The sequence below is a fragment of the Spirosoma radiotolerans genome, assembly GCF_000974425.1.
GTDB classification, from domain to species: Bacteria; Bacteroidota; Bacteroidia; order Cytophagales; family Spirosomataceae; genus Spirosoma; species Spirosoma radiotolerans.
This window is the reverse complement of the sequence record NZ_CP010429.1, coordinates 389,660-406,525: the sequence shown is the minus strand read 5'-3', so window position 1 is coordinate 406,525 and position 16,866 is coordinate 389,660. Positions and strand designations below refer to the sequence as shown.

Here is a 16,866-nt window from a genome sequence, read left to right as displayed (position 1 = left end):
TTACATTGGAAGCGCCCACTTATGTTTACCGAACAAGGTACTGTTCTATGGGCACGGCATTCGTGAATAGGCCCAGGTATCTAAGATCCAGACAAGCCATGAACTCGATAGTTGAAAGCCTGATGGCTATTCTTAACGTATACAGTCACGACATATAGTTTGATTTTATTCAGGTTAAGTAAGTTACGGTTATATACCTAAATAGCAATTGTGCGGCCAAACTAGTAAAAAATTACTTTTAATAAGTATATAACAGTGTTAATTACTAATAACATGGTGTTTTATGACTACGAAAAGTCATTATCTATCTCAAATGGATTTTTTTCAATTCGTCACTCGTGCCACTTGGCATGGTCTTTGTTCCCAAGGTTCCGTTTAAGTGGTGGGAGCCTCGGTCAGTTTCTATCATCCAGCAAGGCTTACGCAGCCAGTGGCCAGCTTAAGACTACTTCCGTACCATGAGGCTCCACCTCATCAATACGCAGCTCTCCTCCGGAAAGAGTCATCAGTTCTTCGGATACAGCCAGTCCCAGACCTGTGCTGGATAGCTTGTTATTTCGCTGATGGCGTGTGGCAGTGAGGCCTGGCCCGGTGTCACGGATCATTAGCACAAGCTTATCGTCGTTTCGCAGCGAACGCAGGGTGATCGTTCCACCAACGGGGGTAAACTTAATGGCATTATGCAGCAAATTTCGAAGAACCAGACCCGTTGTATTTTCATCAACTACGAGCGGCTCGTGCGCTACATGATTCACTAAAACAAGGCGCTTTTGGCTGATTTCAGCCGACAGTGTCTCAATACTATCGGCAATGAGTTCATCCAGAAAGAACAAATTAACTTTAAGCCTGACCTGTCCCCGCTGGCCCAGCGACCAGTATAATACGTTATTGACCAAGGTATAGAATTGTTCGATATGGGTTGTCAGTGTAGCCCGGAACGTATGCCATTCATCGACCGTCGGATAGGTCTGTTTGCCGGCAACAATCCGCTTCAGAGCAATGACGGGCACGCGCAAATCATGGCTCACCATGCCGAATAGTTTGTCTTTATAATAGCTAAGCTCTTGTAATTCTGTGGCCTGGCTTTCCAGCAGTTGCCGTTGCTCTTCGGTTTCCTGCTGCAACTGTTGGGATCGCCAGAGCATGAACCCGACGCCAACCATTCCAAAGGTCAGGGAGAAGGCTATCCACAAAAGTCGGGTCTGTTGCTGGTTCGCGTCCTTTAAGGCACGCTGTCGTACGTCGCCAAGGAGCTTTTGAATGGTCGCTTCGTTACGGAGTTCCTGAATAGTCGCTTCTTTAGCGGCTACCTTATAGCGGGTATCCAGATCGGCAACAGCTTTGGTTTTCGCTACCGATGCCAGGCTATCGCTCAGTTGCCGAACCCGCTGAGCCGTTAACCAGGCCGCCTGATGCTGGCCATCGAGAAATTGAAGATGCTGCAGGCTATCGAGCGTCATCAGCACTACATCCGGGCGATGGCTCAGGCGTGCCGCACGAACGGCCCGGCTTGCCAGTAACATAGCGTGATGATAATGCCGCTGGGCCACCTGAATGTCGGCCATTCGAAGGTATATGTACGCCTTTGAAATAAAGGATTTATCAACTTTTTCCCACTGAGCGGCTTTGTTGATGGCAACACTGGCCAATTGCCAGTTACCCATTTTTAAGTAGAAGAGGGCTATGTTGACGTATATAGTTTCTTGATGAGTCACTACACTCGGACCAAACTTTAGGGGGGTAAAGGTGGCCGCCTTGTTCATATAAGCAAGCGCTTCAGGGTATTTTTTCTCCCGGGCCTTTCGTTCAGCCATCGTTATGAAATAGATAATACGATCCTCTGGGTTTGTCGAGCGACTCATCAATCGAAGAGCTTGCTCTGCGTAATTCAACGAGAGTATGTCATTGCCCATATGCTGATGAATTTCACGAAGCAGCCCGTAGGTAGCCGGTATTCGATCGTTTTCCTTATCGTTGTATTGCAACGTACGATAACAGTAATTTATAGCCGTAGCGTAATCGCCCAGATCGGTATAAACAACACTTAGTGCATAATTAATCCGGCCCAACAGCCTAATCCGGTGCGTCTGAATAGCCAGCGTATCGGCCTGCTTCAGTAGTAGAAGAGACTGATCAAGGTGGCCCCGTTTGCGTTCCAGGCGCGCCATTTCATAGAGTAAATGACTGGTTCCCAGTTTAGATTGGTGTCGTAGAGGCCCTTGTAGCGCAGTATTGAGCAGCGTAAATGCTTCGCTGTTGTGGTTTGTGCTCATCAGCTTGTGGGCCGAATCAGCACAGGCAATCAACCGACCGGTGAGCGCGTCGATTGGCTGCCCTTTGAGGCTTGTCAGCGAGCTGGCTAAGATAAGCAACGTGCTTACCCGAACAACCCATTGCCTAGGCATCATGACTAGCCCAGTCAATATTGTCTATTTTGCTGGATTTACTACGGAACAACTCCCCGATCGTTTCCCGAAAACGCTGGCCAACGGGCAATTTTGTTTCGTTCAGCCAGACAGCGCGGTGCTCGATGGTGGTCAATTTATCCAGGTTGATGATGTATGATTTCTGGATACGGATAAATTGGCTGGAGGGCAACCGATCTTCCAGCATGGAGATTGATTCACTGGTAACCACTACTTCCGACACGGTATGAATCTTAGTATAAGCCGCGAAGGCTTCGAAGTACATGATGTCGTGAAAATTGAATTTTCGAAGTCGCCTGTTGACGTGTAGAAATATGTTCTGAGAATCAACCCGTGGTTTAGAGATCTTGTCATCAAACGTGCGGCTAATGGCACGCATCAGCCGATCAGTCGTATAGGGTTTAACCAAATAATCAACAATTTCGAGGTCATAGCAATCCAGCGCGTAATCGGACGAGCTAGTGGTCACGATCACTGGTGGGCGGTGTGGTGAGGTTCGCAACCAATCGATGCCCAGCTGGCCAGGGAGATTTAGATCCAGGAACAGTAAATGGCAAGGTTGCGTCATCAGGTGTGCCAGGGCCTCATTCACAGCCCCACATACAAAGACTTGTTTTAAAATTGGGATCAGACTAAGCTGATGTTTAAGTAACTCTACGTCTGCCGGTGAATCGTCAACAATTAGATAGGTGTGGTTGATCATGACCTGTTTAGTTAAAAAGAAGGAAGTATACTATTTACTACGTTGAGCAACAAGATTTACTAGCCTATTTACTTTGAAGCTACTCTGATCAAGTGAAAAAATCAACCTTAGTAAAGAATTACTAAAGATTATGAACTATATCTCATAACTAGAGAAAGGTGTTCTATGCGAATAAAACGCCAAAATGCAGACTGCCACTTGCTTTTAATGCACTAAACTTTTTTTCGGAAGACAGCCCGATATGCGTATTAAATGCTCTGAAACTCTACACGCCTATCACGCTAAATGCTACTGTTGCTTCTAATTCCTTTTCTATAGCAGACATTGATTTGTTACCAATCGAATCCAATGAATTAATAGATACTGATTATAGGTGCTTCATGTAAAACATAATATTAGTTTATATAATCATTTATTAGGCTACATAATTATATGACACTATACATAAAGCTGCCCATATGTTTCACTGTTGGCAAATGTATTTAAAAAACAGTAACCTACAAAGTAGTAAGTGCCAACCCTACCCTGACCTATTAAGAGTGAAAACGTGCCGGTTTATGAACCAAAGCCGACAAAGTCAGGAAAATACAAGTTTGTTATTTGGATAGTTCTATACGCAAACCAGCACTGACGAACGTTGTCGTTGATGCTGGTTTAGAGGCCTTACCCCTAATCCTCAGGGGCATTATGCAGAAATTAGGAAAATCCGGATTTTAACCCAGTATCGCCAAAATCCTGCTATCCATACATATAGCGTCGTCCATTTTATCGGGGTGAATCCGCCGATAACGACCGTTCGCTCAAGCGTATTTGGTTTATTCAAAAAGAAAAGCGTAGGTTTGTAGCCTTAACTGCGACCGCGCTGGCGGCTCCGACAACGCCCATGATTTTCCTCGCTTAAAACCGCACTATCGGTTTTTCTTCTTCTGATTTCTGCCGCCCGCCTGGGCTGGCCATTTCTGTTCGTCCATTCTTCCTGCACTGTCGGTCACCACATCGACTCGACATAATCCATTGTCCCAATGACCAAATTTATTCGGTTATTTCTGGCCGCATTGCGTGGATCAGAAACCAATTTCACATCCGGTAGTATTAACCGGGCTATCTTCCTGTTGTCAGTTCCCATGATTCTGGAGATGGTAATGGAATCGCTGTTTGCCGTAGTCGACGTGTTTTTCGTTGCCAAAATCGGAACAGAAGCCATTGCCACCGTGGGCCTGACGGAGTCGGTCCTGACCATTGTCTATTCCATCGCCATTGGCCTCAGCACGGCCGCAACAGCCCTGGTGTCCCGACGGGTTGGGGAAGACAACCACCGGGGCGCGGGTACGGTAGCCGGGCAGGTAATTCTCGTCTCTATTGCGATGAGCCTGTTGATGGGTGTTGCCGGTTTTGTGTTTGCCGAAAACATCCTGCATCTGATGGGGGCCGACCAACGGCTGATCGGAAATGGCGTAAATTTCACCCGGATGATTTTCGCCAGTTCACCGGCAATAATGCTGCTGTATACCTTGAGTGGTTGTCTGCGTGGGTCGGGCGATGCGTCCGTAGCGATGCGGTCGCTGTGGCTGGCTAACGGCGTCAACATTGTGCTCTGCCCGGTGTTTATTTTCGGACTGGGCCCTATTCCCGAACTAGGCGTCATGGGATCAGCCGTGGCCACCACCATTGGCCGAACGATCGGAGTTTTATACCAGTTGTATGCCCTGACCCGAGCTAAAGGAGCTATCCAGGTTCTTCGTTCCGACGTCGTGCCAGACGCCGGTCTTATCCGAAACTTGCTCAGTCTGGCCATCGGTGGAACCAGTCAATTCCTGGTTGGTTCAGCCAGTTGGATATTCCTGACACGCATTCTGTCAACGTTTGGCAGCGATGTGGTAGCCGGTTATACCATTGCCATCCGCATCATTGTGTTCACGATTTTGCCTTCGTGGGGACTTGCCAACGCAGCCGCCACACTGGTTGGGCAGAACCTGGGGGCCGGACAGCCCGAACGTGCCGAAACATCCGCGTGGCGGGCGGCTTTCTGCAACATGCTCTTTTTAGCGGCCGTAGGCATTGCTTTTTTTCTGGGTGCCACGCCTATTGTTGGTCTGTTCGACAACAACGTTCACGTGGTTGCCATTGCCGTCGAATGCCTTCGGATATTCTGTCTGGGGTATCTGTTTATGGCCTATGGTATGGTGCTAAGCCAGTCGCTCAACGGTGCCGGAGACACCCGTACCCCAACAATGATCAACATTGTGTGTTTCTGGCTGGTTGAAATTCCGTTGGCGTATACCCTGGCTCATGTGTTTAACTGGGGACCTCCTGGCGTGTTCTGGTCGGTGGCCATCAGTGAAACATTGCTGGCCGGTATTGCGGTTCTGGTCTTCCGTCGGGGACGCTGGAAAACGGTTCAGGTCTGATGATACCGGCTTGTTTCGGCGGGGGTCATGGCCGAAACTTTTACCCAATATGGCCCGTTATAATTTGTAGGCTTATCGCTTTTTCTGCGCATGATTCAGTTCATTTTCCGCAAGTAATAAACCGCCTAATCACCTTTAAGCATATCCATGTTCGACACACATAAACCACTCGAAACCGCTGTTCTGGTCGCTCTGATTACCCAAAAACAGACGGCCGAGCAGACGAAAGATTACCTGGATGAATTGGCCTTTCTGGCCGAAACGTCGGGCGTTAAAACGATTAAGTCGTTTACGCAAAAACTTGAGCACCCAGACAACCGCACGTTTGTTGGTAAAGGCAAGCTGGAAGAAATTCAGACATTCATTCTGGATAATCCTGTCGACTGCATCATTTTCGATGATGACCTGACGCCCTCTCAGGTGCGAAATCTGGAAGATAGTTTCAAAGAAATCAAAGTCCTGGATCGTAGCCTGCTCATCCTGAATATTTTCTCGATGCGGGCGCAAACTGCTCAGTCCCGCGTACAGGTTGAGTTGGCGCAATACCAGTATATGTACCCCCGCCTGACCCGGATGTGGAGCCACTTAACCAGCCAGAAGGGTGGTGTGGGGATGCGTGGGCCGGGGGAAAAAGAGCTGGAAACCGACCGCCGGATCGTGAAAGACCGGATTGCCTTTTTGAAGGAGAAACTTGAAAAGATTGACAAGCAAAGCGTGACCCGCCGTAAAGAGCGTGACCGCCTGGTGCGGGTAGCTTTGGTAGGATACACCAACGTCGGAAAATCTACATTGATGCGTACTCTGGCAAAAACCGACGTATTCGCCGAAAACAAGCTGTTTGCAACGGTCGATTCGACGGTGCGCAAGGTGACTCTGGGCAATATTCCATTTTTGCTGACCGACACCGTGGGGTTCATTCGTAAACTGCCCACGATGCTGATCGAATCGTTTAAATCGACGCTCGACGAGGTGCGCGAAGCTGACATTCTGGTTCATGTCGTGGATGTATCCCATCCAAACTTTGAGGAGCAGATTGAAGTCGTAAACGCGACACTGGCCGACATCAAAGCGGCTGATAAACCGATGGTACTGGTTTTCAACAAAATGGATCGGTTCTCTCCGAAAGATTCCTGGATGGAGAAAGCCGAATTGCCGGAAGAAGACGAGGTGTTCAACGGAGCCGAAGAAGTGATGATTCCAGTGGCCGTGCGCCGGAAAACCGCGCTGGAGTACCTGAAGAAAACGTATCTGTCTCAGAAAGCAGACTATGTAGCCTTTATCTCAGCTGAAACGGGCGAGAATGTAGGCGAGTTACGGGAGTTGCTCTATACGCTGGTGAAAGAGAAACATTACTTTATTTACCCAAACTGGGTAGGCGTTCCGCTCAGCGAATCAGCAGATGACTTTGGCGATGGTTTGGCTGGTTGAGGGATTTTCAGCAATTTTGCATAAACAAGCGAGCGGTCACTATGACCGCTCCTTTTTTGGTCCCGTAGTTCAACGGATAGAATAAGCGTTTCCTAAACGCTTGATATGGGTTCGATTCCCGTCGGGACTACATTTATATTGGGTTAACTTGTTGACGTTCTGCAAGTTAACCCATTTATTTTATTATTTGGTGACGGTTTTGTTGACGGATTCATATCATTTCTGTTATGTATAATGCAATTGACAAAGTTCTTAGTGCAGTAGAATTCATCAATATAATAGATGGCACTTTAAGAAATAATCCAACTTATGAACACTTTTTCAAACATGTAGAAGATCAGCCATACAAAAGCGTAGTTATAGATGACGTCATCATAAATGAGGATATCCATCTAACTGATACATTTAATACAAATGAAATAATATATATATGGGGAGGAACATTTAATGGTGTGATGTACCTTGACAAAGGAGTGTTTGAAAACTCATTTTATATTTGCGGAGGAGAATTTAAATCGTCTGTTAATCTAGGTAGTACGCATAACAGTTATATATCTATTTATAATGCTTCTTTTTCAGTGTTAAGATTCTCAGGAGGATACTATAAAGGCTGGGTTAGTATTAGTGGTAAATTTGATCAATTACAGATTGGCGGTGAGGCTGTTTTCAATTATATTTTTACTTTAGAAGACTGTGAAGCAAAATCTTTAATTCTTATTTCAGATGGATACTTCAAAGACAAGTTTGAAATAAGTGGTAAAATTATTGCAGAAAAGTTTCGAATAGGTACTAGTAGAAAAGATCATTCAAACCCTTTTTTTATAAATGAATTACATTTTATTAATGAAAACCCTATAAACATAACAGTAGTTAATAACCCAATCATAAACTACATGTACTTCAAAAATATAACTGTACATAAAGATTCAAAACTTTATTTTTCAGATTTTAAAATCAATCAAATTATTTTTGATAATTTTAGTAACCATGGATATATAAGCTTCAAAGACATCAATAAAAGTAATTTTAAAAATACTACCCTTAAGATGCTTCGCTTTCCTGAAAAGTATAGAAGGAAAGAACATGAAGATTTAATTAGGCCTATCTTAACGTTAACAAATAACAATAATATTAAAGCCAAAATTTCTATTGAATACTCGAATTTAGGTAAGATAGATTTTATAGGCTGCAACCTAAATGAATTTAACTTTGAATTTGCTTATTCTAAGATAACTGAAGTGTTCTTAGCAGGAACTAATATGCCCGATTTAATAAGCGTCCCTGTAAACAAAAGTGAAGAATTTTATAAACAACAAAGGTTAGGCTACAGCCAAATAAAGAAAATATATGAGAATCGTGGAGATTTTGTAGAATCTGGTAATTATTATGCAAAAGAAATGGATAGTTATTTTAAGTCCCTTAGCTATTCTGAGAATGGCTGGGAAAAGCTTAATCTACTATTAAGTAAAGTATCATCAAACTATGGCCAAAGTTGGATAAAGGGTCTTATCTCTTCACTAATTGTCTCCGTTTTTCTTTTTTCTTTGTACTGTAACTCTTTAGGATACAAGTTATCATTACCTGCAACGGATCACACTTTAAACAATTTTCATGAAATAGAATCATACTTACTAGAATTCATGAATCCTCTTCACAAGGCTGATTATATACCAGAGCAATTATACATTTTTGAAAATCACACAAAATTATCAGCAGAATACATTATCCCTCGTAAAGCTAGAGTACTAGACGTACTAAGCCGGATAGTCATTGGTTACTTTCTGTACCAATTCGTTCAAGCATTTCGTAGATATGGAAAGAAAAGCGCTTGATAAAAAGAAAAATAGTTTTATCTCACCAAGTACTCCTCTAAGCTTTTAAGCTTTGTTTTTTTCGATTTGTCAGCTATTTCAGTCCACCTCAATACTTTTTTAGCTTTGGGTGTCGGCTTATTTCGATAATGCTTCTTTACATAGGGTTTGAATAATTCATCGTAAGCAGCATCGAGCTTAAAATCAGGCCCGAACGTTTTATCTATCCATCTATAATGTTTGGAATAGGTTTGACTTTCATACAACGTTCCCCTTTGTGCTTTACGGGATGAAAAGTAATCACCAGCTTTATAAAGAGTTCGGCAACGCTCACCAGTCAACGGACAGATAAAGTACCATACAAACCCTTTACCTAAGTTACTTGGTATTTGTATAAGCTTAATTCGGTAACTTATCGGCCGACTGTCAACTGTATAATCTAGCTGAACATAGTTACCTTGTTGTAGAAGGTTGAGATTGACTACAATATTAATAGTTGCTCGCTTGTTGCCGTTTCTGGTCCATGTAAGGGCAGCAGAGAACCAACCTACCATGTAACCGTGTCTTTTAAGATCGGCTAAGCTAAATTTCAATAAGTCGTTATAGTTGTCTTTATATGTTGATGAGCGGCTCATATGAAGATAGAATGAAGCGATAGTTGATTAGGAACGATTATAGTTTAAGATTGCCTCCCTCAAAATAAAATTCAACTTAGTATTATCATCATTAAGAGATCTAATTAAAAAATCGTAACGATTAGGCTCTTTCAAATTATAAATTATTTCATCGTAATTTATACTGTCTGGTTTAATTCCTTTATAATACCTTAATAGGTCAATAATCACAGAGTCAATCATGAAAATATGCTCTGATTCTAAAAGATCGTATTTATTTTCTAAACTGTCATACTTATGTAAAAAATCAACTAGGACGTCGGCGGCAAAAGGGCTAACCAAAGTTTTGTCTAAAGGGCTAAAACCATTATCTAACATCGTATTTTAATTTAAATTATAATTAATAATTTGTCGATTTATATTGCTTGTTTTACCAGACTCATTATATATTCAATCTGGCTATCTTCGTCAACTTGTACTAAATAATCCCCATATCCTCTGTGGCCAATGTTTGACACGTCTTTAGCAATTCCTTTGGGGTCATCAAGTTGGCCAGCTTTAAGATTTATTGTAATTCTTATAGATTTCTTTAAAATTTCGATATATGCAAAATTATTTACCTTTTTGAACGCTACATACCATTTTTGAGGATTCACTTCTACACTGTCACTAAGGTTTAATATTGAGTTCTTATACTTTTCGTATAGTTCGGAAATAATATATGAAGCTTTATTTATATGATCTTGTTCCGTATATACCTTAATTTCATCAGTTATCTTCTTGAGAATATTATTCTTTTGTGATAGAGTTTTTACGCTTTCTGCGGATGGAGTCTTTTTGATCTGATTCACAACGAAAATGCCGTTTTGGAATCGTTTAATCTCCCACAATTCAATTGCAATATCTTTAAAATTAGTTGCTTGAATCTGGTTTTCAGTAAAACTTGGTGAGACAAAAACTACTCGTGATTGTGACCAATCAACGTCGTTACGTTTAAGTGGCTTCTTCAGATTCTCACTATATTCTACAATAAAATCAGCCCTGTTCTCCAGCATCAAACTCAAATAAGTAAATCCTTGATCAACAACACTTACATTTCTATCACGCTTATATTCAATTATTACAAAAGCCATTGAGGAAGCATCAAATGCAAGTGTATCAATTCGTCTACTTTTTATTGTAAACTCAGATTTCACAAGCTCTAATGACATAAGTGTCAACAAGTTCGCTTCAAATAAAGTCTGAATATCTCTTTCCAGCTTAAAAGGTCTCTCCTCTAATACAGTAAGTTGGTCGTCACTATTTGTAAACAAGGTCATGTTCAAGTTAGCTTTTATATTATATAATGTGACAAACCTAAATTCTTAGAGAAGATATGATTTAACCAAACATACTCTGTAAACTATTTTCTAGAAAAATGATACTAATGGACAGAAAATAAAAATGTCTAGCGGTATCGGCGTCGTTTGAATTTCCCATATTTTACGACCAATTTGCAAGTCGCCGTAAACAAACCTTTACGCCTAAATATCTCACTTGTTATGCAGTACCCCAATATACAAGCCATTTTGAAAGGGTCAAAATTCTCGTTATCAACGTTTAAAGAGGAAGAAATACAATTTATAGAGGACCGAATTCTAGCCCATAAGGATAAGAAAGGCAACGATGCTTATGTGATTGAGTGTCTCAAACGAGGTATCAATTTAAAGGTGACACCCGAAGAAGTGGTACGCCAAATCTTTCTTCATCGCTTGCTGACTCATTACAGGTATCCAAAAGACCGTATCAGAGTTGAAGATATGGTACGGTTCGGTACCGATACTTCTAAACGGGCTGATATTGTAATCACTCAGAAAGACCGTCCAGAAGCAGTGTATATCATCGTTGAGCTTAAGAAGCCAACAGCGAAAGATGGCAAAGACCAACTTAAAACCTACTGCAACGGTACAGGAGCTCCCCTGGGTGTGTGGACAAACGGTGGGGCAGTTGATTTTTACTTTCGGAAAGATCCTAATTTGTTCGACAGTATACGGGATATACCTTCTGTTAATCAAAGTATAGATGACATTCGGGATTCTCGTTTCACAATCTGGCACCTAATTACGCAAGATCAAACCAAAACCAAGACGCTTAAACGCATCATTGAAGAATTTGAGGATGAGGTACTTGCCAACGCCGGTGTTGATGTATTTGAGGAGGCTTTTAAGCTAATTTTCACCAAACTATACGACGAGCAGAAATCAATAGAAGACAAGAAAGCTATTAATTACTGGCTGTCGTTTAATAAGAATAAGGAGATTAGCGATATACCGGAAGAGGTAACAAATAATTTCCGCAACCTTGATTTTCGGAGTCGTGGGGCCGAGTCAGATACCAAGAAAGCGATTGACGATCTGTTTGATGAAGCAAAAGAAAATTGGAAAGGCATATTTCCTGAAAGTGCTAAGATTGAGCTAACCCCTTCCCATTTACAGACATGCGTTTCGTATTTAGAAACATATAAGCTCTTTAACTCAAACTTAGAAGTTGTTGATGAGGCCTTTGAGTACTTAGTTAACAAAGATTCGAAAGGTGACAAGGGCCAATACTTTACGCCCCGTTATGTTATCGATATGGGCGTGAAAATGCTTAATCCCAAACAAGATGAATACATAATTGATACAGCAGCAGGTTCGTGTGGCTTTCCTGTTCATACGATCTTCCACGTGTGGGAACAGATGAACCCCAACGGTGCGAATCATTTTACTATTGACCAAAAGACACCTGAACAAACTAAATATGTCAAAGAAAAAGTCTTTGCTATTGACTTCGATTACAAGGCTGTTCGTGTTGGTAAGACGCTTAATCTGATTGCGGGAGATGGTGAAACCAACGTTTTACACCTTAACAGCTTAGACTATCCACGTTGGGAAGCGGACTTTGTGGAAAACAAAATCTGGCAAAAGCAATTCGGTAAGGGCTTCGACAATCTAGCCAAGTTGGCTACTAAGAAGAATGAATATCGGAACTTCAACTTTGATGTCCTGCTAGCCAATCCTCCGTTTGCTGGAGATATAAAAGATCAACGAGTTATTCACCTCTTCGACATAAGTCGCAAGTACGAAGAGAAAGAAGACAAGACTACAGGTAAGAAATTGACCCGTGAAAAGGGCTGGCATGAAAAGATTTCGCGTGACGTTCTATTTATAGAGCGAAACTTAGATATGCTTAAGGATGGGGGTCGTATGTGCGTAGTATTACCCCAGGGCCGGTTTAACAATTCTTCCGACAAAGCTATACGACAGTTCATTGCCAGTCGGTGCCGTATTTTGGGCGTGGTTGGGTTGCATGGAAACAGTTTTAAACCACATACTGGCACTAAGACATCATTACTTTTCGTACAGAAGTGGCACCCCGAACTTTGCCCAAAACAGGATAACTACAACATATTTTTTGCTACGCAGCAGAAAGAAGGCAAAGACAACTCAGGCGAAAAACTGTATTGGGCAGACTTCTCTTCAGAGGCTTTACAAGCCATACAGGACGAAATAACTGAGGGTAAGACACCGACAATACCCGACCTGACAACGAATGAAACTGAAAGGGCACTCAAAGACCGCTTCGGCCACCCGATTGTTTACCACGACCTCTTTTCAACGCCAACGCAATATGAAGGTATTAGCACTCCTAAAGGCATAACTGAAGCCTTTACTGAGTTTGCAAAAAAAGAGCAACTCAGTTTTTTTCACTAAGCCCCTTCAATGAGCCGGAATATAAACGGCTATTGGAGGGGCTGGAAGTGTCTGAAGTTAGTTTAACAGAGATTGCAGAAGAGAATTATTCTTTCAGGATAGACAGCGAGTTTGTTATGAAGGAGTATCTACTGAATCAAAAGACGATCAAAAATTATTCACTTGGCTTCTCACAACTCGGAGCTTTAAGTACAGAAGTTACAGGCGGTGCTACACCATTAGGAGCTGCCTACTTGAATAGTGGTGTTATGTTTCTTAGAGTTCAGAACATTATGCCTAATTACTTTAACCTTAATGATGTAGTGTATATCTCATACAAAGATGATAATTCACTGAGTCGTAGCCGGTTGAAGTTAAACGATGTCCTTCTGACAATCACCGGAGTGTCTTATGGCAAATCCGCAGTTGTTGAACAGAGTTTAGTTGGTTGTAATATCAATCAACACTCAGTTAGAATTAAACTCAAAAAAGGTTTAAATCCCTATTTTCTCTCAACCTTTCTTAACTCAAAACACGGAAAGTTACAGTCAGATAAAAATGTAGTTGGCGTAACAAGACCCGCCTTAGATTATCCCTCTATTAGGAATTTCTACGTTCCTAATATATCTACATTGTTCCAGAACAAAATCGAAATGCTTGTCAAACAAGCGTACCAGGTTCAAGATCGTAGCAATACCTTTTATCAAAAGGCTGAAACAATGTTGCTAGCTGAATTGGGAATAAAAGATTGGCACCCTGTCACGGAGACTGTAGAGGTAAAATCATTTGCTGACTCTTTTGGTACTAGTGAGCGATTAGATTCTGAATTTTACCAACCTAAGTTTAGAGAATTAGAAGACAAACTACGAGCCACAAAAAAGGACGTTACTTTAGGTAGCGTATTAACCTTTTGTCAGCGGGGTACTCAGCCAATATATGTGGAAGAACGAGGAACAATTGTCCTCAACTCCAAACACGTTCGGGAAAATAAGATTCAATTCACAGACAACCGGATTGCTTCATTGGCAGAAACGCGCCCCGATTTAATAATTCGTAAAGGAGACGTTCTTATGAATGGAACAGGTGTTGGCACCATTGGCCGAGCAGCTGCTTATCTATCAGATAATAATGCGTTACCAGACAATCATGTAACTATTCTGCGATCAAAAACGATAGACCCTGTATTTCTGGCTTTACAGCTTAATAGTATTGTCGGCAAGTTACAAGTTGAAAAATATTACAAGGGGTCATCAGGTCAGATTGAACTTTACCCGGATGACATTAAACAGTTTATGATTTGGCAAGCTCCCGATGAAACGCAGAAGAAGGTGAGGGAAACTATTGAATCCGCTCAAGAACAAAGCAAACAGAGTAAACAGTTACTCGGCATAGCCCAAAGAGCTATTGAATTAGCTATTGAAACTTCAGAAAATGAAGCCCAAATCTGGTTAGATAAACAAATATGAAGTACAAAAACATAACTGTACGTAATCTATCTAAATTAGATGAAGAGTTTAATTTATCAGCAGAGTTCAATGTATCTGTTGATGAAAAAGAAAAAAAATATTTATCAGCCTTAGGTAGTAAATATAAAGGACAAAAAACACGGTCTTTTCATGAAGTAGCTGAGTTATCAAAACCACGTGTTATTGAGCGTGGAGCACTTTGTTATCAATCATCTCCAAATGGTTTGATAAATTTATATATCGCGAAAGAAAATAAAGAAAATAAGGGAGGTATTCAAATCATTACACTTAAAGATAGCAGAATAACAGCTAGTTATTTAGTTTGGTATATCAGTCAAACTTATGTTCAAGAGTACCTTTCTTTATTTGCTCTTGGAGCTGTGTTTTCATATATACCCATCAGTGCTTTCAATAAGTTAATTATCCCCATCCCTAAAAGTCAATTACTGAACGTAGTAAATGAATCAGTTGATGAAGTAAGAATTTCTATTAATAACAATCCGTTACGTCATCTGATAAGCTTGTATTACCAAGAGTTTACAGAAAATTTTAAGAGAGGTAATTATATGTCAGCAGCAATAATGGCTGGTGCAGTTGGTGAATCAATTGTTTATATGTATCTCTTAGAAAAGGAAGTGCCCGAAAGTTTATTACAAAGAAAAACCTTTGGAAACTTACTTGAATTTATACAAATAATGAAATCTGAAGAAACTGAGGGCTTCCCGTTAAATCACTTCATGGAATTACAAAAATTAAGAAATAAAGCTGTACATCCTGGAATAGCTAAAGATAATGTACAACCCGAAGCAGAGTTAGAAAAGCCAGACTTTGCATGCTTGGATAATATTGTACGATATTTTGGACTATAGCCCTATTCCGTTTCTCTCTAATAATAAAGGTAATTCAACCTTAAACAGTGTCGAATTATGGACAAAGTAGTTAATTACGGAATTCTCACATCTGTCGATTGGAACTCTAAAAAATGGCAAGCTCAGTCGGATGAGGATTTGCCACATGTAGATTTTGGATTCGTCAAAGAAAACGGCATAACATTTACGTCGCTAAACTTTGGACAAGACCTTTTCCCATCCGATGAAAAAGGTTACTATTCAGGATTGTTACCACAATTATACACGAAGACCCTTGATAAAAAAAAGTCCAAAAATCTATTGGTAGTATTTATCAAATCTAAAGACTGGCATAACGGGAACACTTATATTGTTGGGCTATATGCTTTTCCCCTATTTGACAAGGGAACAAAGAACGTACTGCTTGATAGAATTTTATACCCTTTCCTATACAATGTGATGTCATTACCGAAAGACATTCACGTACTTGATACTTTCATTAATATTGATACTTACCCAAAGAGCAAAAAATTTATTCCCAACGATAAGGAGTTTGGGAAACAAGGATTTAATTATTTAACTCAATCCAACGTCGGGAACATACTTGATGTTATGGAAGAGTTTAATCCAAACGACGCAAAACTGAGGAGTATTAAGGGTAGACTATTAATGGCTATGAGTAAGTAGCTTACACTAATTTCACTTACTAATCTCATGGCAGTTAACATACCAAAAAATGGCCAAATTGAAGCCTTTGCAATGATAGTTGATATTAACAGCTTCACAAAGATAGTTTCTAAATCAGAGGGAAATTCAATAGCCCAATACATTCGTGATATTTTATCTGGGGGTATTGATGCTGTTGAAAAATATGAAGGTGAAGTAGTGGGGTTCATGGGTGACGCTTTCTTAGCTATTTTACCAACAGCGGAAAGTGTGTTTCTGTCCTGCGTAAGTATTGCGAAGGATTTAGATAGATTGTGTGAATATCTTTCTGATAGAGATTGGAAAGCCGACTATCAGTACAAAGGCCCAAGTTTAAAAATAGGAATAGAATACGGCCTAATTGACACTTCTACCATTTACTCCGAGTTTTTAGGAGAGCAAGTTTTGTTAATAGGTGATGCCATAAATTATGCAAGTCGAATAACGTTAGGTGGTAGGGGTAATAGATGTTTAGTTGGGCCAAAAGCTATTGAACAGGGGTTATTGCAGTGGAGTAATCATGGTCCTTACGTAGTCAAAGGTAAGAAGGGAGAACAAACATATACGTATTACCAATTAGAATTGGGGGACATATGGCGTGAAGGAAGCGGAAAAGAAACTTATTGGGGGTAGTAATTTAGATCAGACAAATAGTTTGCCTCGCCCTGCCCTATTTTTGTCTAACACTTCTCGGATTGCCTGTATATTACCGCCAGCGGCTTTAAAGAGCAACGTAACAGCACTAGT

Annotated in this window: 13 protein-coding genes and 1 tRNA gene; 9 read left to right on the top strand and 5 right to left on the bottom strand. The window is 41.1% G+C overall.

The window, feature by feature from the left end; all coding sequences use genetic code 11:
- Positions 1-419: 419 nt before the first annotated feature.
- The gene (locus tag SD10_RS01685; protein ID WP_046375395.1) at positions 420-2,408 is read right to left on the bottom strand and encodes a tetratricopeptide repeat-containing sensor histidine kinase; all 1,989 of its coding nucleotides are present in this window, start codon (positions 2,406-2,408) and stop codon (positions 420-422) included.
- Complete coding sequence (locus SD10_RS01680; RefSeq protein WP_046375394.1) at positions 2,398-3,129, bottom strand: LytR/AlgR family response regulator transcription factor; 732 nt, start codon at positions 3,127-3,129, stop codon at positions 2,398-2,400. Before SD10_RS01680 ends, SD10_RS01685 begins: the two co-directional genes overlap by 11 nt.
- A gap of 1,022 nt (positions 3,130-4,151) precedes the next feature.
- On the opposite strand from SD10_RS01680, the gene SD10_RS01675 reads away from it, so the two are divergent.
- The 4 genes from SD10_RS01675 to SD10_RS01660 all read left to right on the top strand — a co-directional run bounded on the left by SD10_RS01675 (position 4,152) and on the right by SD10_RS01660 (position 8,797).
- Positions 4,152-5,537 (top strand): MATE family efflux transporter, encoded by a 1,386-nt coding sequence (locus tag SD10_RS01675; protein ID WP_046375393.1) that lies wholly within the window; start codon positions 4,152-4,154, stop codon positions 5,535-5,537.
- A 147-nt stretch (positions 5,538-5,684) separates the two neighbouring features.
- Entirely contained in the window at positions 5,685-6,965 is a 1,281-nt protein-coding gene (gene hflX, locus SD10_RS01670) for a GTPase HflX (protein ID WP_046375392.1), read from the top strand.
- 58 nt (positions 6,966-7,023) lie between these two features.
- Positions 7,024-7,095 (top strand) — tRNA-Arg (locus SD10_RS01665).
- A gap of 97 nt (positions 7,096-7,192) precedes the next feature.
- Positions 7,193-8,797: a hypothetical protein gene (locus tag SD10_RS01660; protein ID WP_046375391.1), complete on the top strand. Its 1,605-nt coding sequence runs from the start codon at positions 7,193-7,195 to the stop codon at positions 8,795-8,797.
- 17 nt (positions 8,798-8,814) lie between these two features.
- Here the strand turns inward: SD10_RS01660 and SD10_RS01655 are convergent, their stop codons facing one another.
- From SD10_RS01655 to SD10_RS01645, 3 genes are read right to left on the bottom strand one after another with little or no spacing between them, the layout of a single operon-like run.
- Positions 8,815-9,411, bottom strand: a complete 597-nt coding sequence (locus tag SD10_RS01655) for a hypothetical protein (RefSeq protein WP_046375390.1) — start codon at positions 9,409-9,411, stop codon at positions 8,815-8,817.
- Positions 9,412-9,438: 27 nt separating this feature from the next.
- Entirely contained in the window at positions 9,439-9,768 is a 330-nt protein-coding gene (locus SD10_RS01650; RefSeq protein ID WP_046375389.1) for a hypothetical protein, read from the bottom strand.
- Positions 9,769-9,806: 38 nt separating this feature from the next.
- Entirely contained in the window at positions 9,807-10,709 is a 903-nt protein-coding gene (locus SD10_RS01645) for a DUF5655 domain-containing protein (RefSeq protein WP_046375388.1), read from the bottom strand.
- A 222-nt stretch (positions 10,710-10,931) separates the two neighbouring features.
- Here SD10_RS01645 and SD10_RS01640 point away from each other — a divergent pair, with 222 nt between their 5' ends.
- From SD10_RS01640 to SD10_RS01620, 5 genes are read left to right on the top strand one after another with little or no spacing between them, the layout of a single operon-like run.
- Positions 10,932-13,121, top strand: a complete 2,190-nt coding sequence (locus SD10_RS01640) for an N-6 DNA methylase (protein ID WP_046375387.1) — start codon at positions 10,932-10,934, stop codon at positions 13,119-13,121.
- 32 nt (positions 13,122-13,153) lie between these two features.
- On the top strand, positions 13,154-14,566 hold the full coding sequence (locus SD10_RS01635; protein WP_046375386.1) for a restriction endonuclease subunit S domain-containing protein: 1,413 nt from the start codon (positions 13,154-13,156) through the stop codon (positions 14,564-14,566).
- On the top strand, positions 14,563-15,435 hold the full coding sequence (locus SD10_RS01630; protein WP_046375385.1) for a hypothetical protein: 873 nt from the start codon (positions 14,563-14,565) through the stop codon (positions 15,433-15,435). The genes SD10_RS01635 and SD10_RS01630 overlap by 4 nt, the downstream gene beginning before the upstream one ends.
- 57 nt (positions 15,436-15,492) lie before the next feature.
- Positions 15,493-16,101 (top strand): hypothetical protein, encoded by a 609-nt coding sequence (locus SD10_RS01625; protein WP_046375384.1) that lies wholly within the window; start codon positions 15,493-15,495, stop codon positions 16,099-16,101.
- A 27-nt stretch (positions 16,102-16,128) separates the two neighbouring features.
- Entirely contained in the window at positions 16,129-16,752 is a 624-nt protein-coding gene (locus SD10_RS01620) for an adenylate/guanylate cyclase domain-containing protein (RefSeq protein ID WP_046375383.1), read from the top strand.
- The last annotated feature ends 114 nt before the right edge of the window (positions 16,753-16,866 follow it).